Genomic DNA, 22816 nt, shown 5'->3' on the forward strand with positions numbered 1-22816 from the left:
CAAACTACCCCAGCACCCACTTGGTCCGCTTCCCGAAACAACGGTATGCCATTGCCACCAGAAACCAGGAAGTACAGAAAGCGACGACTGCGGCACAAGGTATCTGAAGATAGATAGGAACATGGATAGCACGCATCAGGACTACGCTCGGTCCGGTAAAGAAATAGTGTATCATATAGACTCCAAAACCACAGAGCGTCAAATTTGCCAAAGCTTTCTTGATGCGCTCCGAACGGAAATTGGCCCGCTTGCAAAGCATACACACGGGGATGGTCATCATTACTACATTCAGCGAACAGTAGGTGAAGAAGAGTTCGAGCATCTCATCCGTAAAATCCGGCAAGGAGGTCATACGACGGAAACCAAGGAATGTTACGGCATAGCCAATGGCAAACATGGGAATGCCGATGCCACAGAGTTGCCGGCCCGTCCAGTTATGGTTCCTCAGATAATGGCCCAACAATAGGTAGCCGTTAAAACCGGCAAAGTAATACAGCATACCGAACGAGTTCCACGAGCAAGTCCCCCAAAGGTACGGAGCGGCAAACTCGGTATAATAAGGCAGCAGCAGTGTCACTCCCCATGCTGCAAGAAACCATAGTTTGGCACGTTCCGAGGCCTTCTCCACCCATGCCGAGAATATCGGAAGATAGAGATAAAGCCCTATCAGCAGATAGATATACCACATGTGTACATCCAATAGAGAGAAATTAAAAGGCATTTCTGCAATATATCCCAGGCTCACTGCCAGAGACTGGCGCATCACTTCCTCACCCGAATAAGGGAAGAAATCCAGAATCACTTTCGGCTCCACTCCCAGCAGTCCCGTTATCCAGGGGAACAGATTGTAAATCACAGACCAGATGAGGAAAGGAAAGAATACGCGGGGGATACGTTTCTTGTAGAATGCCGAGGCGTCACCCCGTACCGGCAACAGCAATGCACCGGTAATCATTACAAAAAGCGGTACGCAAGGACGGAGCGCCGCACCGTAGACAGCTCCCCAGAACTTGATGTCAACAATGTCGGGCGATGTGCCCGGATAGAAGTTAAAAGGGTCTGTGCAATGGCAGCAAACTACTGTAAACATTGCAACAAGGCGTACCACATCCAGCCATACGATGTGTTGTGCCGGAGTTTGTCGTGTAAGAGTCAGTTCCATGTTTTATTAAATTGGTTGTTTGGAGGGCTAAAGATAAAGAAGTTAACTGAGAAATGAAAAGGAGAATGTAACAAAAATACGACAACAAACGAGTTTCAGTTTTATTCTCCTATAGAGAACAATCTGTTTTATCAAGGCAGAACAGAGTGTTCCAATAGGGAAGAACACTTTGTTCCAACATGAAAGAACAGTTTGTTTCAATAGGAAGAAACAATTTGTTTCAACATAAAGGAACAGTTTGTTTTGCTTGATGAAACAGAGTGTTCTATGCCGCGAAACACTTTGTTTTCCTCTACAAAACAAAAAAGCCGTAACAAGATTTTCTCCGTTACGGCTTTCCTTATATTATGCCTTTCTAAAAGGCTTCTGTTTTACTTGCTGCAATTCCAGGGCTTCAGTTGCTTGAAGAAGTCGTTGCCCTTATCGTCCACCAAGATGAATGCAGGGAAGTTCTCCACCTCAATCTTCCAGATAGCTTCCATACCGAGTTCGGGATATTCCACGCACTCAATGCTCTTGATGTTGTTCTGTGCCAAGATAGCGGCAGGACCACCGATAGAGCCCAAGTAGAAACCGCCATACTTTTGGCAGGCATCTGTCACTTGCTGGCTGCGGTTACCTTTGGCAAGCATAATCATGCTGCCGCCGTGGCTTTGGAAGAGGTCTACATACGGGTCCATACGTCCGGCAGTAGTCGGGCCCATGGAGCCGCAAGCCATGCCTTGAGGGGTCTTGGCAGGACCGGCGTAGTAGATGGGATGGTCTTTGATGTACTGCGGCAGGTCTTCGCCACGGTCCAGACGTTCTTTCAGCTTGGCGTGTGCGATGTCACGGCCTACGATAATGGTTCCATTCAGAGACAAACGGGTGGAAACCGGATACTTGGTCAGTTCCTTCAGAATATCGGCCATCGGCTGGTTCAAGTCAATCTTCACCACGTCGCCTTCACCGGCCTTACGGAGTTCTTCGGGAATCAGTTCACCCGGATTGCTGTCGAGCTTTTCAATCCAGATACCTTCTTTATTGATTTTACACTTGATGTTACGGTCGGCAGAGCAGGAAACACCCAGACCCACGGGGCAGGACGCACCGTGACGCGGCAGGCGGATGATGCGGATGTCGTGAGCCAGATACTTGCCGCCGAACTGGGCACCGAGGCCAATCTTATGAGCTTCTTCCAGTACCAGCTTCTCCAGTTCCACATCGCGGAAAGCGCGGCCGAACTCATTGCCGGTAGTGGGTAGGTTATCGTAGAAGTGGGTGGAAGCCAGTTTCACTGTCAGCAAGTTCTTTTCGGCAGAGGTACCGCCGATAACGAATGCGATGTGATAGGGAGGACAAGCTGCCGTACCCAAAGTCTTGATTTTTGAGATAAGGAAGGGAACCAATGTTTCGGGGTTGAGGATAGCCTTTGTCTCCTGGTAGAGATAAGTCTTGTTGGCAGAGCCACCACCCTTGGTTACGCAGAGGAACTCGTACTCCATACCTTCCGTAGCTTCGATGTCAATCTGTGCGGGAAGGTTGCACTTCGTATTCACCTCATCGTACATGGTGAGAGGAGCATTCTGCGAATAGCGCAGGTTCTCTTCGGTATAAGTCTTGTAAACACCCAGTGAGAGAGCTTCTTCATCACAGTAGCCGGTCCATACTTGTTGTCCCTTTTCGCCGTGGATGATTGCCGTACCCGTATCCTGGCAGAAAGGAAGTACCCCCTTGGATGCTACCTCTGCATTGCGCAGGAAGGTGAGTGCCACGTATTTATCGTTATCGCTTGCTTCGGGGTCACTCAGAATCTTAGCAACCTGCTCGTTGTGCGAACGACGCAACATGAACGATACATCACGGAAAGCCGCATTGGCCATTGCCGTCAAACCTTCTTTTTCAATCTTCAGGATAGGTTTTCCTTCAAACTCGCTTACTGACACGTAATCTTTTGTAAGCAGATAATACTCAGTAGTATCTTTCCCCTTCTCGAACATGGGCTGATACTTGAACGGAGGTGTTGTTGCCATAATTACTCGTATATTTAATGTTTAAAAGTGATTCGGGTAGCAAAGGCAGCACAAAACCGCCTTTACCGAGCAAAGGTAAAAACTATTATTGAAATAATTCTTTAATTAGAGTAAAAAGGCGGCAAATCATAATTAATTTTCTGACACCCGCTGCATCCGCCCTATCAGTTCATCGCCCAGCGCCGTCTTCACCTCAATGTGTTTCAACACAGCCATTACAAACGGATTGCTTTCAAAGTCGCCGCGTACCTGCTCAAAGTCGAGTTCCTTTTCCAAGCGTGAGCCATCGGCTCCAAAGCCCGTCATGGAAGCCAGTGAAAATTCTTTCTTGGCATCCTCATAAACCATGCGGTCGAGGCCAACTACTGCTTCTTTCCATTTTTCGACAATATGTATGACGTCTTCTGCCGTCATACCTTCCGGCTTGATACCATAGAACTCTTCCAACTTCTCATACGCCCAGGTCCATTCGTAGGTATAGTAGTTGCTGTGCATCTTCTCAAACTCGGCATTGATAGACTTCAAGCGATTGACTTTACCGGACTCAATACCGTCTATCAGCGCATCTATCTCACTCTTCGGGGCTATCAATCCGGAAATATCCACCCATTCGCCGCTGCCAATGGCAGTATCGGGCTTCAAACGGGCACGTATTTCTTCATTGCTCCGGAAGTCAATGCCTTCCAAGCGCTTGATGACAGAGTTTCCGAGGAACTTATGAATGGCTATTTCATAGAAGCGGATACCTTTCACCAAAGCCGAGTTACGTATCTTCGCACTATGGAAAGAATAGATATCCGAAAGCTCGCCACTGGCATGACGCAGATTCTGCAACGTCTCCCGTCCCTTGAACATTTTCTGCACCGTGTAGGGGCTGAGAAGATTATAGTTGATGTAATCCAGTTTGTTCGGGTCGGTACGCCCGTCACGTTTCGGCCACTTCTGGGCATCACGGATGGTACCCACACTACGCAGGTTGACACCGGGTACAAGGTAGGTGGTATTATTCTGCTCTATCAAGTAAGAGAACGGCAGGTTCGAAGTATCAGAATGGTTGACATGGCGCCCCATTACCAAGGAGAACGCTCCCACCCTTGCAGGCCACAAGATGTACGAATCGGAAGTCGTCTTGGCACCACGCTCCAAAGTGCCTTGATGGATAGGTCCTAACTTATACATATGGTTGCTCTGATTGGACCCCGAACCGGCATTCATAAAGGAAAACATACCGGCAATCAGCAACGTGGATTTATGGTGTGTCACCGTATAAGGTCCGGCAAAAATAGCGCACGCCTCCCCGTTCTCTCCCTGGCAGTTGCTGAAAAACAAAGAATCCGAAGCAGAGTAGTTGTGTCCCAACTTGCATGCCTGCCCCACGAAGCAGCGGCTCAGCATAGCTCCGTCATCTACATGAGACCCGGTAGAGATGATAAAATCATCGCAAATCACCCCATGCCCAATGTGTACCGGCGCCACCTCGTTGCTGTTGATGCTTCCGTTATACAGACGGCATGTACCACAGATGCGGCAATAATCACCGATGCGCACATTCTTTATGGAACCGGTGTTCAATATCATTACATGGTTCCCGATGCTTCCTACAGCAGAAGCATGTTTGTTGGAATAAAAATCCGTGATTTCCTTCATCCGTGTAATCAGTTCCGGACGATGGCGGTAAAGCGCCAGAATATAGGCTTGGTGTGCGGAGAGTTTATCATTAATCAGCACCTCACGGCCTCCCGTCTCATTCAGGACAGACACTTCTACCCCGTTACCGAACTTCGACACACCGTCTACCAGAATAATATCCACATTCTCAATAAAAGTATCATGCCCTATTTCATAATTGGCAATATAGTTCTGGATATTCTCAATGCAACAGTTATCTCCCACCGTTACATTATGCAGCGTCACATGCCGCAAACCGGAATGCTTCCTGATTCCTCCCGGCAACATAAATTCTGAATGGAACACTCCCAAACGCACCTCACCCGAAAAACGGGTATGATGCACAAATTCCGTTGAGAACTCTTCTGCAACAGCTACTTTTCCCCAATCATCAGCCAGACATGACTGGCTCTTCAACCGGAGAATTTCATCTTCGGTCAGTCTTCTGTAATTCATCCTTATAACGAGTTATGAATTATGAGTTATAAGTTATTGCCTTTGCCGGCACTACCGATTCAAACCGCTGCCAGCAAATAACTCATAACTTATCACTCATAACTAAAATTAAACTTCTTCTTCGTAGGTCTGATAAAGAAAGTCATTATAGGGGTACTTCTGCACGTGCAATTCCTTCACACGCTGATAAACCACACTCTTCAGTTCCTCCATATTGATTTTTTCGCGGGCAGAAATAAAGAGGCAGTTATCCTCCATCTTAGCCATCCACGTCTTCATCAGTTCTTCGAGTGTCAAGTTTTCCTTGGTTCTGGGGGTAAGGTCGTCAGCCGCTTTCTCTATATAGGTATAAGCGTCTATCTTATTGAATACAAGAATCATAGGCTTACCGGCGGCACCGATATCTGCCAACGTCTTGTTCACAACTTCTATCTGTTCTTCAAAATCCGGATGAGAGATGTCTACGATATGCAACAGCAAGTCTGCCTCGCGTACCTCGTCCAGAGTAGACTTGAAGGAGTCTACCAAATCCGTCGGCAATTTACGGATAAAGCCCACTGTATCAGAAAGCAGGAACGGCAGGTTCTCAATAATCACCTTACGCACCGTAGTATCCAACGTGGCAAACAACTTGTTCTCGGCAAAGACTTCACTTTTCGAAAGCAAAGTCATCAATGTGGATTTTCCTACATTGGTATATCCCACCAATGCCACACGAATCAAGCGTCCGCGGTTCTTCCGCTGGGTAGACTTCTGCTTGTCAATCTCAGCCAAGCGTTCCTTCAATAATGACATACGGTTCAAAATGATACGGCGGTCCATTTCCAGCTGCGTTTCACCCGGACCGCGAAGTCCCACGGAACCTTTACCTCCACCGGCACCGGAGCCACCACCCTGGCGTTCCAAGTGGGTCCACAAACGTTGCAGACGAGGAAGCATATACTTGTATTGAGCCAGCTCCACCTGCGTTTTTGCATTGGCAGTCTGGGCACGCATGGCAAAAATATCGAGAATGAGCGAAGTACGGTCCAATATCTTAATCTTCAGCTCCGCTTCAATGTTACGTATCTGTTTGGCAGAAAGTTCATCGTCAAAAATCACCATGCCGACTTCACGTTCGGCTTCTTCTTCATTCCGGATATACTCTCTGATTTCTTCCAGCTTGCCCTTGCCGACGTAGGTCACGGAATGCGCCTGGTCCAGCTTTTGGGTAAACCGCTTTACTACTTCCGCCCCGGCTGTCTCAGCCAAGAATGCAAGCTCGTCTAGGTATTCGTTGGTCTTACGCTCATCCTGAGTCTTCGTGACAAGACCTACCAATACCGCTGTTTCTGCCCGCACTTCGGAGATTACAAATTCTTTCATAGTTTCTATACCTTATTATATATATTGTTGGTTCGGGCAGCAAATATATATAATTTTAGCGGAAGCTCCTTAGAAAGGGAGATAAAATAAAGGGAGGATGAATTCTATTATAATTCACCCTCCACATTCATAAGTTCCGTATCACACGGAATACAAACAAAAATCAGTTGTTCAAATACAGCAAAGTTGTACCCTTAAGAGGATAATTTAATTCAGAGCCACTGTCATCTATACAAAAGAAGAGAGCTCCCAAATCAAATACCTTCTCAGCATCGTTGTAGCTTCCCAATGGATAAGTACCAAGGTCTTCGGAAAGATTTCCATAAACAGAACCGAAAGTTCCCCAATCGCTATTGGCCTCAGGACCTACACCATTTACCATTTTCCATCCCAATTTTGTAACAGTGATATAATATCCACCCGGATAAGTATTACCGTCCAACTCAATATAAGGAAGTTTAAAATCATCAGGAAGAAGAGTTCCTATGCCAAACAAAGAGTTAAAATAAGAATTGTCATAAGGACTCTTAAAACGATATTTGTTAAGTTCGGGATGCTTTTCCACCGTAATACCGGTCAGTTTAACACCGGTAGCACCAAATGCCTCAAACATATTGTCTATCAATGTGGCATTAGTACTTACCACTTCCCAAACTAATGGACAAATGGCACTGATCGTCAAGTCAGTAATGCCATACGGAGTGCCGTCCACTGCAGAGAGGGTCAAAGTATAGGGGACATCACGCTTCATATTCTGGTAAGTCACCGTTATTTTTGCCTCTGTCACACCATCAGCAAAGCTTACTTCGGTAGGAACTGTAAAAATGCCAGCAGCATTCTCACCGGGAGTAACAGTTATTTGTGTGGTGGAGGCTCCTGAACTTACTGTACGAAATACACTTACCTCGAAAGAACCAGACGTCTCGGTCAGCGTTATACTGCTTGATTGACTCGAAGGGAAGAAGACCCCTTGTCCATCGGCAGCAGCACCGGGATTCCAGTCAATATCGTCTGAACAAGCCGTCATTGTCAAGCCGCATACAGCCATGACCCAAAACAGTTTATTAAATATCTTATTCATATACAAATTCAATTATAAAGTTAGTTCATTTAATTTAATTGTTACCAGGCGCAAACTCTCCTATCGGAGTAGGACGCTTAGGAATAGCACCGGTCGGGTCCGGATTGTTCATTCCTTGAAGCGCGATATTTGAATCCACCTCGGTCTTGGGGATCATCAGCGTCCAGTTAGGCTTCACACCTTTACAGTTGATCTTGAAGTTATCTTCTTTAAAATTGGTACCCTCATAGTGCTGAATAACATCCGGTTTCAAACGCTTGGCAGTAGGGAATGCAACCCCCTCTCCCCAAAACTCGATACGCATCTGCTTCAAGACCTCAAGTTGGAAACTGCGCAAATCGCCTGCGTTAAAACTGTAATCAGACTGACGATTTTGCTTCATAAAGTTATTCAACAGTTGTACACCTGCTGCCACACTCTGGCTGGCACCTACAGCTTCAGCCTCTATGAGATACATCTCTTCCACACGCATCACGGGAATATCAGCAGCCGCACCCACAGAATAAGTGCTATAGTCACCGCCCACGGGACGGAACTTCAATGACATATAATCCGGCTGTTCGTCCAACCACTCATTGCCTCTCACAGACTGGTAAGCGTAAACAGATCTGTCCGGGTCAAGGTAAGAATATTTGCGGAAATCGGTAGTAGGAATCGCGTCATAAAGTGAACGTGCCATTTGGAGTTTAGACAAAGAAGCATATCCCCAATCCGCTTCATTGGAAATGTGACCGATGAAATTAGCAAGGTTACCCATGTTGGAAGCTGTGGGGTGAAGATACCACATCCATGCAGAAGTAGCCGTATTGAAACCTGTAGTGGGGTTATGCCACTGTGCTTCGTTCATAGGAGTTGCACCCGACTTATCAATAGCCTTGCGGGCATACTCGGCAGCTTTATCAAATTGGCCATCCCACATATATACCTTAGCCTTCAGACCATATACTACAGCCAAGTCGGGAAAATTCTTGCTAGTAGGTATATAAGACTCCAAACCTATCTCTGCTTTGTCAAGGTCAGAAAGGATAAAGTTCACCATTTCTTCGTGAGTCGCACGCGGATTGCTCTTCGCAATGTCATTAGTTGTTTCCTCAGTTACAATGGGCACTGTCAGTCCCAACACCTTGCTACAATCAGTATAGATATTCTCTACTGGCTCGAAAAGCACCATCAGCGTATAATAGCTAAACGCACGGAAAGCATGGGATATACTGCCGAGTCCACGTATCTCATCGGTAATCGTGGGATCGGTAACGTCAACAACTGAAATCACGTCATTGGCCGATTTAACAAACTTATATAGAGTAAAGTAAGGCAAATATGAGTAATAACCATTGTCATACATCTGCAAGCTTGCATTGAAGGGCCACCACCAGTCATACCCATAGTCTGTGTCCACTACATCGCCCAACAATTCAGACTGTGCCAACATCAGCGAAGGATAGCCAAGGTCGGTTTCATGGGTTTGGCTACCATATACCAGATAGCCTTGTACCATTTGTGACGGCATGCCACTGACTGCAGCCTCAAGCGCCGTAGCTGACGCACCGATTTGCTCGGAGGTCGCAGTAGAATCTTCGGGAAAAACCTCTTCTATACAGCCGGTTAGTACTGTAGCCGATACCACCATGGCTGAAAACAACTTGAATATATTTTTCTTCATAATCATTGTTATCTATAATATTTAGTTTTAGAACTCGAATGACACACCACCGGAGATGGTACGCATCGGTGAATAGAAAGTAGCGTTGGTCGTCTCGTCATATGATTGACGCGGGTCGAACCCTTTACGTTTAGACCAGTAGAAAACATTTTCTGCCGACATGTACACGCGCAAAGAGCTTATAGCCAGTTTCTTTGTCCACTTGGAAGGCAATGTATAGCCCACATTTATGTTCTGGATATTCAAGAAACTTGCATCGGTCAAGAAACGTGTAGATGATGAAGCCGGATATGAAGGGTCATTCATCATGAAACGCGGAATATCAGTGTTGGTGTTCTCGGGAGTCCATGACTTTAGGATATCCTTGTGATAGTTGTAACCTGCCGTGCCTTTGGGTGATGACATAAAGTATGCATACGTGCCATCATACTGCTTGCCGCCAATCTGGTAAGTGAAGTTAATACCGAAATCTACACCATATACTTTCAGTTTGGTACCGAAACCACCGTATACCTTGGGCATCGTGCTTTCTTCTGTGATGTAATAGTCAGCTTCAGCATGGTTCCAAGTCGTTTCGCGTCCGGTGATGTTGCCGGCCTCATCCTTAACATTCTTATAATACAAGGCTCTTCCCTCTTCGTCCACTCCGGCATATTCCTTCATACGCCATGTAAACATAGACAAATCTTCACCAATGAAGAAGCTTCCGTTAGAATAACCCTTATATCCCTTTCCGTCAGCTGTATACTCAGTAGTAATCAACTTGTCAGGATCAAGCATCGTAATACGGTTCTTCAAAGTTGAGATGTTCAAATTTACGTCCCACGTAAAGTTACGTGTATCGAAGATATTCACATTGAAATCCATTTCTACACCACTATTGACCATGTTACCAACATTGTCCAGATAAGAAGAATAACCCAATGAAGGAGCCACGGAGAATGAGAATAACATATCTGAAGTCTTGCGTCTGTAGTACTCTATGCTACCGGTAACGCGGTCCCACAATTGGAATTCCGCACCGATATTGAAATTGGTATTGGTTTCCCAAGTGATGTCCTTAGTACCTTTAGAGTAGAACGAAGTGCCGAGACTATTATTGGAATTAATAATATTAAATCTATCCGTATAGCGGAAATCACCGATATTATCGTTACCTTGTGAACCGATTGAAGCCTTCAACTTCAGTTCCTGCACCCAAGAAGCATCAAACCAGCTTTCTTTGTTGATGAGCCATGCACCACCTGCCGACCAGAATGTACCCCAGCGGTGGTCTGGATGGAAACGGCTGGAAGCATCACGACGCAAGGAAGCTGAGCCGAAGATTCGTTCGTCATAGTTGTATTGCAAACGTCCGAAGAAGCCTTCGTTGTTACGACGACTCTTATATGAAGAAGCACTCTGTCCATCTATAATGGCACCATCCAATTCCTGATTGTCCTGAGAGAACATCTGTGACTTACTGGCTCCCAAATAAGAAAGGCGGTAGTCATAATATTCATGTCCTAACAAAATATCGAAATTATTGCTTCCGAATGATTTGGCATATGAGACAAGTTGTTGCAAGTTGTAGTCGTAAGTTCTCTGATGGCTCTTGCTTACTGTACCACCGGTAGAATCGAACTGTCCATAATAAGGATTATAAACATATGTAAAGCGTGTCTCATCCAAGTTGAAAGTACCATTGAATGTCACCTTTAACCCTTCTATAGGAGTTATGTCTACAAAAGCATTACCACTGATAGCATTTCCTTCAGCATTATGGGTGTTAAGTTTGTTGTCCAGAATAGGATTGGCATCAGGAATGAAAGGACGTTGCATACCTGCATTGATACCGCTACCGTAGTCCATCATTCCAATACCATTCTTATCAACCATGATACTGCCATCAGCATTACGTACGTAAGCAGGATAGATGGGAGCCATTTGGGTAATAAATGCCCATACATTACCTTGAGAACTACTGGAACCATTATTACTCAATGAATTGGAATCAAATCGCGCATATGCCATATTACCACCGATCTTCAACCACTTCTTGGCTTGATAGTCGGCTTTTAAACGGCCAGTCAAACGTTTCAGGTCAGAACCTTCAGTGATACCCTCATTTCCAAGATAGCCTAAAGAAACATAGAAAGAAGATTTTTCATTAGCTGCGCTCACTGAGAAGTTATATTCCTGACGTAAACCGGTACGCATACCTACATCGTCCCAATCATCCGGAGTAAGCAGATAGTCGCGTCCTTTATAATTCACAACTCTACCCAATGTGGCATTGGGATTAAGCTTGCCATTCTGACCGATAAGGTATTGTCCTTCGGGAACCGTATAGACATTGTAACCCAAGCCACCGTTAGAGCCAAACAAATTGTTATTTGCCTCAAGCCATGCAGCCTGATCACTCATTCCCCCCTCATATTTATAGTAGTTTTTCATTGCCTCATAGTGCGTCTCATAGTACATGCCAGGATTGTCAATCACGTCATATTTCTGCAACGCACGGGTATTTGCTCCCCACTTGGCATCGAAAGTTACTTTGGCCTCACCCGACATATTGGCTTTCTTGGTAGTGATGATAATTACACCGTTAGCACCACGCGCACCGTAAAGAGCATTGGAAGCCGCATCCTTCAATACCGTCATTGATTCAACGTCGTTGGGATTGATATTATTGATATCACCGCTATAAGGAGCACCATCCACAATAATCAGAGGGTCGTTTCCTGCATTGAGTGAACTGAAACCACGGATCTTGATGGATGACTTTGAACTAGGAGCACCGTCATTGGATGTCAATGTCACACCCGGCACAGCACCAGCCAAAGCATCGGTAACGTTTGTCACCTGCGACTGCTCCAGCTTTTCCGTACCTATCACCTTAGCCGAACCCGTAAATGCAGACTTCTTTGCTGTACCGAAAGCAACTACCATTACCTCATCAAGCATCTCTGTATCAGACTTCATCACCACTTTTACGCTAGGTTTTATTGTCACCTCCTGGGTTTGCATACCAATATACGAAATTACCAGAGTTTTCGCGGAACTTGGTACGTTTGGTAATGTAAAATCACCATCTACACCGGTAATAGCACCAACTTGTGTACCTTTTACCAATACAGAGGCTCCAATAACTGGCTGCCCGTCTTCTTCAGAAATTACAACACCTGTAACCTTCTGGGTTTGGGCAGTTACTAGGCCTATTCCAACAAAAAGACAGGCCAATAACAGCATTAATTTTCTTTTCATAAATTCTCTCTTAAAGTTTAACTTTACATTAATTGTTTCTTTACTCTAACAAAGTGCAAATATATTAATAAAACTGAAACGAACAACTATTTTATTGAAAAAACCTTGTAAATCTATCAATCTGTTAATTAAATACGCTACTTTATGCTTAATAACAGATTTTTCATACTTAAAAAACCTAAACCGGCTTATGTTTACTATCACTATGATTCCCTCTTTCAAGGTGATTTTTCCAAGAAATACACATATTTTAAAACAAAATGGTTAATAAACAAGCCGCTAAAACAAAAAACATACCTGATTTTGAAACAAAATGAGAATTTCCGGAGATTAAATACCAATTAATAGCTAAACACAAAAAGACACTTTTTAGAGATATTAATTCTTATTCTATTCTCACCGAGCACAGAATATCGTCTTATTTGTTATTAGTATTAATTAAAACCAAACAAAATGAGTAAAATTATTTACAATCTAGTGTACAACAGAAAAAGAAGCCTGAATAAAAAAGGAATGGCGTTAGTGCAAGTAGAAGCCTATTTGGATAGAAAAAAAAAGTATTTCTCCACCAAAGTTTATCTAAAGCCAGAACAATGGGACAATAAAAAGCTTATCGTGAAGAATCATCCTAATGCGGATGCACTGAATAGATTGATATATGAATTTATGGCTATGATAGAAAAAAAAGAGTTGGAATTGTGGCAGCAAGGAAGGCGTATTTCATTAGAATTACTAAAGGACGTTTTGAGCACAAGCGAAAACAAAACCTCTTTTATTTCTTTTTGTAGACAAGAGATAGCAAACTCTGCTCTGAAAGAAAGTACAAAACGAAATCACCTCTCCACTCTTTCATTATTACAACAGTTCAAAAAGGATGTAACCTTTTCTGATTTAACATTCGAATTCATATCCTCCTTTGAATATTTCTTGCAATCAAGAGGCTATCACACAAATACGATAGCCAAACATATGAAGCATCTGAAGCGGCATATAAATGTTGCCATCAACAAGGATTATATAGAGATACAAAAATACGCTTTTCGAAAGTACAAGATTAAAACTATAGAAAACAAGCATACGCACTTATCCCCTGAAGAGCTGGAGAAGTTGGAGAAATTAAGCTTGGCTGGCAGATATACTAAATTGCAGAAGACTTTAGATGCATTCTTGTTTTGTTGCTATGCAGGAATGAGATATTCTGATTTTATCAGTTTATCACCCGATAACATCGTGGAGATCCGTCAAGAAACCTGGCTAATTTATAAATCCATAAAGACGAGTACAGAAGTCAGATTGCCTCTTTATCTCTTATTCGAAGGAAAAGGGCTTGTTATTCTGGACAAATATCGGGATGACTTACAAAGCTTCTTTCATTTAAGGGATAACTCTAATGTGAACAAAAATTTAATTGTGATTTCCCGCCTAGCCGGTTTATCAAAAAAGATTTCATTTCACACCGCTCGCCATACTAATGCAACTCTATTGATTTATAATGGAGTAAACATTACAACGGTGCAAAAATTGTTGGGGCATAAAAGTGTTAAAACCACACAAGTGTATACGAATGTAATGGATATGACTATAGTACATGATTTAGAAAAGAGCCATGCACTCATGCCTTTGCCTAAAAAAACACGAACTTAGCATAGTCAATACTGCACTTTCATATCATTAGTCATATACTTCTCCTTTAAAGTCTATTCACTCACTATTCTGTTTCAACCTGCTCGCTGCAAACTCACTGCATACGTTTTGCAGTATTACTGCATATTGTTTGCAGTACCACTGCATATTGCTTGCAGTACCACTGCAACAGCTTTGCAGTATCACTGCAATAGGTTTGCAAAATCTTGCAGCAAGAAACTATTTATAGGTGAGTTCTATCAATTCAATTTATCCTCTTGTATCAGACAGCAGAACTCTTTAACTGCCCAATTTGTGAGCTTTAGTCTTTCAAATTTAGCGAATATTTTCTACCCCCCCCAATTTTTACAATAATTAACTTGTGTTTGTTGTAAAAATTGGATGTGCAGGCATAATTCACCCCAACAACTCAGGTTTCAGCCTGATTATTTGCGTGTAACGACTGATGTTATACACAAGACTGGTGAGTGCTACATTGGCTTTAGCACGAATAAGCCCTACTGTACGCACCACAAGTCCACGCATGGTTTGTTCCTCAAACCCGAATACATGCTCGACAAGGCAACGTGTCTTGGATTTTTTCCTATTGTCTGATTTCTGCTCCTTGGTAAGCGGACGGTTACGGTAGCCCTTTTCGCAAATTATCGGATTCATCTTATGCTGTTTTACAATCTCCTCTTGTCCGACATAACCGGCGTCCAAATACAAGTCCTTGCCTTCGTCTTTTTCATCCAGCAGTCCTTCAAAGCCTTTGGAATCATGCACTTCTGCCGACGTGGTATCATAAGAAAGTATGATCTTATTGCGTTTCTCAACTTTAGTATGCTGCTTGTAGCCGTAAAAAGTCTCATCACGCTTCTTTGTCCAGCGGGCATCTACATCCTTGTGGCACTTCTTGTGGGGATTGTCATTCCACAACTTATTACCCTCTCCCTGTTTTATCTGCTCATTGTCATCACGGGTGTTACGTTGGCATGGGACAATAACAAAACTGGCATCAATGATGCGACCCTCATTGAATTGCAGACCCTTACTTTCCATGAAACTATGAAATTCCGAAAAAAGCTTGTCATAAACGCCTGTATTTGTCAGGAGTTCGCGATACTTCCACACCGTCTTCTCGTCAGGAACATCGTCAACACATTCAATACCAAGAAACTTGCGGAAACTCGTACGGTCAACTATCTGATACTCTATCTGATGGTCACTCAAACCATAATAACGCTGAAGAAACAAGACCTTGAACATCAGCACACAGTCTATCGGCGGACGACCGGCATTACTTTTGCGCTCTCCGGTAAAAAGGGCTGATTCAAGAGTAGGACGAAAGATCTCAAAATCAACATACTGAGACAACACTTCAAGAGGATTGCCCATTTCATTCAAACGCAATTCACGATTCTCTGACTCAAATAGTTGATTATAACGAAGCTTACGGTATCGGGATAACTTGTTCATTATAAAATTCTTATTTTCTGCAAATTTACGCTCTTGGAACCATATAAACAACTGTACTACAATATTTTAATTTATAGAACTCCTCTATAATCAATTAGATACAGCATAGTGTGAATAGAAGATTAACATTGGTGTTTTATCAATATTTAAACTGATTGGAGGTGTGGAAGCTAAATTTGCTTCCACACTTTTGCATTGCTTCCACAGCATCTGTGATGCCGATGAATAGAGGGATATAAGGAACGGGTGGAAGCGTGGAAGCAAAAATGATGAAAACTGTTATGAGGAAACAATTGTTGTCTTGATTGTTTAGCCAATCAGAAAGTTTTGAATTTGCTGTTTTCTGAAGCTATTGAAATATTCTTTTACATAGACTTTAGTAGTTTCGCTAATAAAGTGACAATGTAGAATAAATACTTCATTGAAAGCAGCTAAGATGATAGATATTGACAAAAGACATGCTTCATATAAGAGGAAGAATCATTTAAAATCTTTAAGCAGTGTATTAACTTTATGGTATACATCTGATAACTTGGTTGTTAATCCAACAAATAGTATCACAGCAGTAAGGTTTTATGCGTTGCCCCCCATACACATACCTTGTAAGAAAGAAAATTTCGCTATAGTTATTTCTATCACACAGTATAATTACCTGATTATTAGCGAAATAAATAACAATATAGTTCCGCGAAAACTTTGGTGATTTCGTACATTGGCATGCAGACTCAAGAGGTTGAGATTAAGCCGAATATAAAAGTATTCATGCGTTCCGATTCTGAGATGCTTGATGAGGTAATGGTGGTAGCTTACGGAACAGCAAAGAAGTCCGCTTTTACTGGTTCAGCCTCTGTGATCAAGTCTGAGACATTGGAGAAGCGTCAAGTCTCCAACTTATCGAACGCACTTTCCGGTACTGTATCTGGTGTGCAGACACAAAGTACAAATGGCCAGCCGGGTACGAGTGCGACAGTTCGTATTCGCGGTATTGGTTCTATGTATGCCAGCAACAATCCTTTGTATGTAGTGGATGGCATTCCTTATGAAGGAGATATCTCCGCTGTCAATTCACAAGATATTGAATCGATGACCGTATTGAAAGATGCTGCAGCTGCTGCTCTGTATGGCGCACGTGGTGCAAACGGTGTTATTTTGGTTACTACAAAAAAAGGTAAGAGCGGTGATACGCAGATTTCTTTAGACGCCCGTTGGGGAGTCAACTCCCGCTTAGTAAAAAACTATGATGTATTGCAGAATGCAAATACCTATATGGAGACTGCATATTCTGCTTTGTACAACGGATACCTATATAATAGCGGATATACAGCAGAACAGGCTTATCAATTGGCCAATGCAGACTTGTTTCCCAAGCTGGGCTATCAAGTTTATACCATACCTGATGGACAATATCTTATTGGTCGGAACGGCAAGTTAAACCCTCATGCAGCTTTGGGATATAGTGACGGTGACTATTATTATACACCGGACAACTGGTCTGATGAGATGTTCCAAAGTAATTTGCGCCAAGAGTATAATCTTAGTGTTTCTGGTGGTTCGGACAAATTAAGTTACTATCTGTCTGCCAGTTATTTGAATGATGAAGGTATTATTGAAAATTCAGGTTTCGAACGTATCTCCACTCGTATGAACGTGGATTATCAGGCTAAAAAGTGGTTGAAACTTGGAGTGAATCTTAGCTATTCGAATGTAACAAGCCGTTCACCGGGCGATCAGGATACCGATGCCGCTACTTCTTCCGGCAATGCGTTCTTTGTTGGTAACTTTATTGCACCAATCTATCCGATGTATGTACGGAATGCAGACGGCAGCTTCCAATATAATGCCAATACCGGCTATCATGTATACGACTATGGTGATGGTTCAAGTACAAACTTCACCCGTAATTTTATGAGTATGTCCAATCCTATGAGCGGTTTCCTTTATGATACTGAAAAATATCTGATGGATATCCTGAATGGGAAATGGTATTCAAAGATTGATATCATTGACGGTTTGTCATTGACAGCTTCTTTGGGCTTGCATATTGACAACACACGCCAGCATAGTGTGGGTAACAAGTATTATGGTCAGTCGGCTTCCTATGGCGGTTCTGTTATGCAATACTCCTCACGCGTTTATTCGCTTGACCAACAATATCTGTTGAATTACAAAAAGACATTCGGCAACCATAACTTGGATATTCTTGCCGGCTATGAAAGTATGGACTTCAACACGGAAAGTCACTATATTTTAGGATATAACATGTATAGTGACAAGAACTGGACTGCATCTAATGTTATCGACCGCAAGAATGGTTCTGGCAGTTACAATGAATATGCCACAATCGGTATCATTACACGTGCCAGCTACGATTTCAATGAAAAATATTATGGCAGTGTTTCTTATCGTCGTGATGCTTCTTCACGCTTCCATCCGGATAACCGTTGGGGTAACTTCTGGAGTGTGAGTGCAGCATGGGATATGGCAAAAGAAGACTTTATCAGTCAATACGATTGGATCAACATGCTGAAGCTGAAGGCTTCTTTCGGTCAGCAGGGTAATGACAACCTCTATTATAAAGGATATACAAACTACTATCCGTATCTGGATCAGTTCACGGTTAGCGGGTCTGACGGTGTATTCTCTGATGGTGTGCTCTACTACAAGGGAAGCAAAGATATCACTTGGGAAACATCCAATTCATTCAATGTAGGTGTGGATTTCGCTCTTTTGGGAGGACGTATTGACGGTACAATCGAATACTTCAACCGCCAGACTAAGGATATGTTGTATTATAAACCGGTAGCGATGTCTAACGGTTATACCCAACTTCCTATGAATATCGGTTCGGTACGCAACTCCGGTGTGGAAATTGAATTGAACTATACTCCTATTGAAACTAATGATTTAAAGTGGGTGATCAATTGGAATGGAACATTGATGAAAAATAAGATTCTTGAGCTGCATCCGGATTTGAAAGGAGAGATGATTGATGGTTCCTATATTTATCGTGAAGGTGAATCTTTGTACCAGATGTATTTGACAAAATATGCAGGGGTAGATCCTGATTCCGGCGAAGCTCTGTATTGGGCAAAGGACGAAAACGGTGTAGAGTATAAGGATAAAGATTGGTCTGCTGCCTACAATTCCAATAGACAAGCTTCCGGTGACCTGTTGCCTACTATCTATGGCGGTGTCGGTACAACATTGGAGTTCCGTGGCTTTGATTTCTCCATCCAGTGTGCTTATCAGTTGGGTGGTACGATTTATGATAGTGGCTATCAAGCTTTCATGCATGGCGGTGACTCCCACTACATGGGATATAACTGGCACAAGGATATCTTGAATGCATGGACACCGGAGAATAGAAATACCAATATTCCGCGTGTAGATGCCATTGATAAATACACCAACTCTTCATCAGACCGTTGGTTGACAAGTTCTGATTATTTCTCTATCAACAACATCACCCTGGGCTATACTTTACCTAAGAGATGGTTGAGAAGTCTGGGTATCGGAAGCTTGCGTATTTACGGTGCGGCTGACAATGTGGCTCTTTTCTCTGCCCGTAAAGGGCTTGATCCACGTATGAGCTACACAACAGCTTCTACAGATAGATATACGCCTATACGTACTATTTCCGGCGGTTTGAAAGTAACATTCTGATAATAGTTCAATAATAAAATACAGAAAAAATATGAAGAAATTATATAAGATAACACCGTATGTTATGCTCGGTTTGATGGTAGCTGGATGTACAGATCTGGATACAGAACCGCTGAGTTCGACTATTACATCTGACCAAAAGGAAGAAGTTGTTGAATCTGATCCTTCCAGATTGGAAGCCAGCGTAGCAGCCGTGGCTGCAAATTTCACCCAATATGCCAAAATCTACACAGAAGATGACAATGTGCATAGTGATATAGGTTATCCGACCATTATGCTGGCCACGGAATCAAGAGGTACGGACATGGTGGCAGATATTACTGGTTATAACTGGTATTCCAATTCAGCCGATTACAGTGACTGCTTGAATACAAGTACAGCTACCATTGAATTCTGGGGTACATTGTACAATCAGATTTTTACAGCCAATAACGTAATCGGTACTGTAGATAACGAAACTGAAGATCCTACGTTACAATATTATCTGGCGCAGGCATTAGCTGTCCGTGCTTTTGACTATTTTACGTTGATACAGTTGTATCAGTTCAATTACAAAGGACATGAGAGTGCCATGGGTATGCCTTTGATTACAGAGCAGAATGCAACAGAAGTTGCAGCCAATGGTTGCGCCCGTTCTACGGTGCAGGAAACTTATGATTTTATCTTGGCAGACCTGAATAAAGCTATTGAGTTGCTGACAGCCACTACAAAAGAACGTGCTGACAAGCGCTATGTCAGCTTGGATGTCGCTTACGGTATCCGTGCGCGTGTCTACTTGGCAATGCACAACTATGCAGAAGCTTTAAAGGATGCGGAAGCCGCACTGGCCAAAACTACTGCCACTCCATACTCCCGTGCTGATGTAAGCAAGCCTTCATTCATTAATATCGAAGACAATTCATGGATGTGGGGTATCTTGATTACAGAACAGGACCGTGTAAGTACAACCGGTATTTGTAACTTCCCGTCACACATGGGATCTTTGAATTATGGTTATGCTTCTGTAGGCGGATGGCGTAGAATCAGTCCGAAACTCTATAATGAGATTCCTGCCAGTGATGTCCGCAAGGGATGGTTCCTGAACGGTGAAGGTATATCCGCCAATTTGCCTGCTGCAGCCCAGGCATATATTACTGGGAAAAAGGCACCTGCCTATACACAAGTGAAGTATGGGGTGCTGAATGACCAATGGGGAACTGACAACAATGCTACGGATATAATATTGATGCGTGTTGAGGAAATGTATCTTATCAAGGCTGAGGCACAAGCTATGAGTGGTAATGTCAGTGGCGGTGTATCTACCCTTAACTCGTTTGTTACTGCATATCGTGACCCGTCTTATCAGTGTACAGCCACTACACCGGAAGCTGTGCAGGAAGCTGTTTGGCAACAACGTCGTCTTGAATTCTGGGGAGAAGGTATGGCATATTTTGATATTATGCGTCTGAACAAGGGAGTCAACCGTTTAGGCTGCGGCTTCCCGACTACTGCCGTATTTAATATTACAGCAGGTGATCCGGTTCAAATTTACAGTATTCCTAATAAGGAAGTACAATATAACCCATTATTGGAGAACAATCCGCTGGTTTCGGCACCTACACCAATACCTGATGTAGAATAATGTATATGTTAACTATTAAAAATATGGAATATGAAATATATAAATAAGATACTTAGTCTGTTTGTCATCGCACTGATAGCTACCTCTTGCGATCCTGATGCAGAAAGTTATACTCCGGGTGAACAGGAAGACGGTAATCAAGGCATCTGCTTTGTGGGCAATTACACCCAAACAGTGGAAGTTGAGCCGGGAATAACCTCTTTTGATTTAACCTTGACACGCGCCTTGACAGATGCTGTCGGTACGGTTGATGTTACTGTGATAAATAATGAAGAGAATATATTTATATGCCCTTCTACTGTATCATTCGCTGCTGGAGAGAAAACAGCCAAGTTGACAGTTGAAGCACCATCAGCTGCTGAGGGTATCACTTATAATCTACAGCTGGCTTTGAGCGGCAATGATGTCAGTAACTATTCCTCCGGATACCATGAAATATCAGTGAATTTTGCTATTTTGAAGTGGGAATCTATCGGTACCGGATACTACTTGGATGGTACAGTTTCCAATTTCTTTAAAGTAGATCCGTCTGTTCCGATGGCTGTGGAAATTGAAAAGACTACAACTGCTACCAGTACACGTTTCCGTTTCGACAGCCCGTTTGCCAAAGTTGCGACCGCACAAGATGAGGTTGGTGGTTTCAACGGTTATCCCTTTAATGAAGAGGCTGATATAGTTCCAGGTGAATATACTTTCGTAATTGATGTGACTAAAGAAGGCGCTTCTTTGAAACCAATTCAATATGGTATGGATTGGGGATATGGTATGTTCAGCGGTGGTTCTGTATATGGCAACTTATCTACTAATATAAATTCTTATCCTTTGGGAGTTTATAATGAAAAGGCCGGTAGTATTACCTTCCCAGCCAATTCGTTGTACGTAAGTATGGCTGACTATCAAGACGGTGGTGCATATCCTTGTACCAACCCGTCTTATCTCTACTTGAGTGCGGAAGCATACCTTAACTCTTTGGAGACAGAGTAATTTGAAAATTAAAAAAATTACATAAGAAAAGCCGGTTCACACAAGGGGCCGGCTTTTTACTTTAAATTCTTATCTAATTGATGGATTGATTTGAAAGACAAACGCTTATGAAAGTTTTGAAAAGTCTAAGGTAACGATTTGGAGATTGTGCTAATTTCAGTATTTTACAACCTCATACTTATGAGGAACTCTTCTATGGACAAAGATAGACATTTTTTAGATTAGGGAAAAAATTTGAAGGAAAAAATAAAAAAAAAGTTTGGGAAAGGATTGGAAAAATTCAAGAGAGAGGTTGAGGAATTAAGTGTATGTGTATGGGGGGGGGATTGTATAATCAATTTGCAGTTACCGAAAAAGGCATATTCAGAATTCCTGTATATTGCTTCTACTAGTGATTGCAGAACCGACAATTATATTTAAAATTACCCAAATCAAGTATTCCGAGTGGGGCATAAAGATTATTTAAATTGTAACCATACCCTATATATTCAAACTGGCTTCATTCAAAGGAAAGTCAAAAGATGTTCATAATAATGCTCCTTACATTATTATGACAGACAAGAGTCATGACATTGGTAATAACCATCTTTTGTAAATCGTCATTTATATGCAGTGACAATTTCATTTCCATGTCTACGAAATTTGGTAATAACATCTTTTAAAAGTGTCTAGAATTCCTATCAGTTATGTACATATCTGAATTCTGATTTTATGCGTATTTATTCATAAAATTAGACTCTATATCTGCTTACACAGGTTATCACTATACTATTTCCTGCAAATAACATTTGGG

At 42.7% G+C, this 22816-nt stretch carries 12 protein-coding genes; 4 read left to right on the forward strand and 8 right to left on the reverse strand.

The window, feature by feature from the left end; genetic code table 11:
• Window positions 1-4 precede the first annotated feature (4 nt).
• From HUX74_RS06090 to HUX74_RS06120, 7 genes are all read right to left on the reverse strand, one after another.
• Window positions 5-1162: an acyltransferase gene (locus tag HUX74_RS06090; protein WP_174646367.1), complete on the reverse strand. Its 1158-nt coding sequence runs from the start codon at window positions 1160-1162 to the stop codon at window positions 5-7.
• A 371-nt stretch (window positions 1163-1533) separates the two neighbouring features.
• Window positions 1534-3174 carry a fumarate hydratase gene (locus HUX74_RS06095; protein ID WP_005824254.1) on the reverse strand — a complete coding sequence of 547 codons (1641 nt, stop codon included), beginning with the start codon at window positions 3172-3174 and terminating at the stop codon, window positions 1534-1536.
• 132 nt (window positions 3175-3306) lie between these two features.
• Window positions 3307-5298 (reverse strand): DUF4954 family protein, encoded by a 1992-nt coding sequence (locus HUX74_RS06100; protein WP_165491381.1) that lies wholly within the window; start codon window positions 5296-5298, stop codon window positions 3307-3309.
• 108 nt (window positions 5299-5406) lie between these two features.
• Complete coding sequence (hflX, locus tag HUX74_RS06105; protein ID WP_119961765.1) at window positions 5407-6663, reverse strand: GTPase HflX; 1257 nt, start codon at window positions 6661-6663, stop codon at window positions 5407-5409.
• Window positions 6664-6826: 163 nt separating this feature from the next.
• Window positions 6827-7744, reverse strand: a complete 918-nt coding sequence (locus HUX74_RS06110; RefSeq protein ID WP_138346406.1) for a hypothetical protein — start codon at window positions 7742-7744, stop codon at window positions 6827-6829.
• 34 nt (window positions 7745-7778) lie between these two features.
• The gene (locus HUX74_RS06115; protein ID WP_226791303.1) at window positions 7779-9407 is read right to left on the reverse strand and encodes a RagB/SusD family nutrient uptake outer membrane protein; all 1629 of its coding nucleotides are present in this window, start codon (window positions 9405-9407) and stop codon (window positions 7779-7781) included.
• Between the two features lie 27 nt (window positions 9408-9434).
• Entirely contained in the window at window positions 9435-12653 is a 3219-nt protein-coding gene (locus HUX74_RS06120; RefSeq protein ID WP_254592835.1) for a TonB-dependent receptor, read from the reverse strand.
• A 453-nt stretch (window positions 12654-13106) separates the two neighbouring features.
• Between HUX74_RS06120 and HUX74_RS06125 the strand changes: the two genes are divergently transcribed.
• The gene (locus tag HUX74_RS06125) at window positions 13107-14297 is read left to right on the forward strand and encodes a site-specific integrase (protein WP_131225754.1); all 1191 of its coding nucleotides are present in this window, start codon (window positions 13107-13109) and stop codon (window positions 14295-14297) included.
• Window positions 14298-14693: 396 nt separating this feature from the next.
• Here HUX74_RS06125 and HUX74_RS06130 read toward each other — a convergent pair whose 3' ends face one another.
• Window positions 14694-15755: an IS5 family transposase gene (locus HUX74_RS06130; protein ID WP_174646368.1), complete on the reverse strand. Its 1062-nt coding sequence runs from the start codon at window positions 15753-15755 to the stop codon at window positions 14694-14696.
• A 696-nt stretch (window positions 15756-16451) separates the two neighbouring features.
• Here HUX74_RS06130 and HUX74_RS06135 point away from each other — a divergent pair.
• Genes HUX74_RS06135 through HUX74_RS06145 form a run of 3 tightly spaced genes read left to right on the forward strand, consistent with a single transcriptional unit; the run spans window position 16452 to window position 22023 of the window.
• A complete protein-coding gene (locus HUX74_RS06135) occupies window positions 16452-19418 on the forward strand; it encodes a SusC/RagA family TonB-linked outer membrane protein (protein WP_174646369.1) in 2967 nt (988 codons plus the stop codon).
• Window positions 19419-19449: 31 nt separating this feature from the next.
• Entirely contained in the window at window positions 19450-21039 is a 1590-nt protein-coding gene (locus HUX74_RS06140) for a RagB/SusD family nutrient uptake outer membrane protein (protein WP_138346400.1), read from the forward strand.
• Between the two features lie 30 nt (window positions 21040-21069).
• On the forward strand, window positions 21070-22023 hold the full coding sequence (locus tag HUX74_RS06145) for a hypothetical protein (protein ID WP_131225750.1): 954 nt from the start codon (window positions 21070-21072) through the stop codon (window positions 22021-22023).
• The last annotated feature ends 793 nt before the right edge of the window (window positions 22024-22816 follow it).

The sequence above is a fragment of the Bacteroides sp. Marseille-P8574 genome (assembly GCF_902825465.1).
GTDB classification, from domain to species: domain Bacteria; phylum Bacteroidota; class Bacteroidia; order Bacteroidales; family Bacteroidaceae; genus Bacteroides; species Bacteroides uniformis.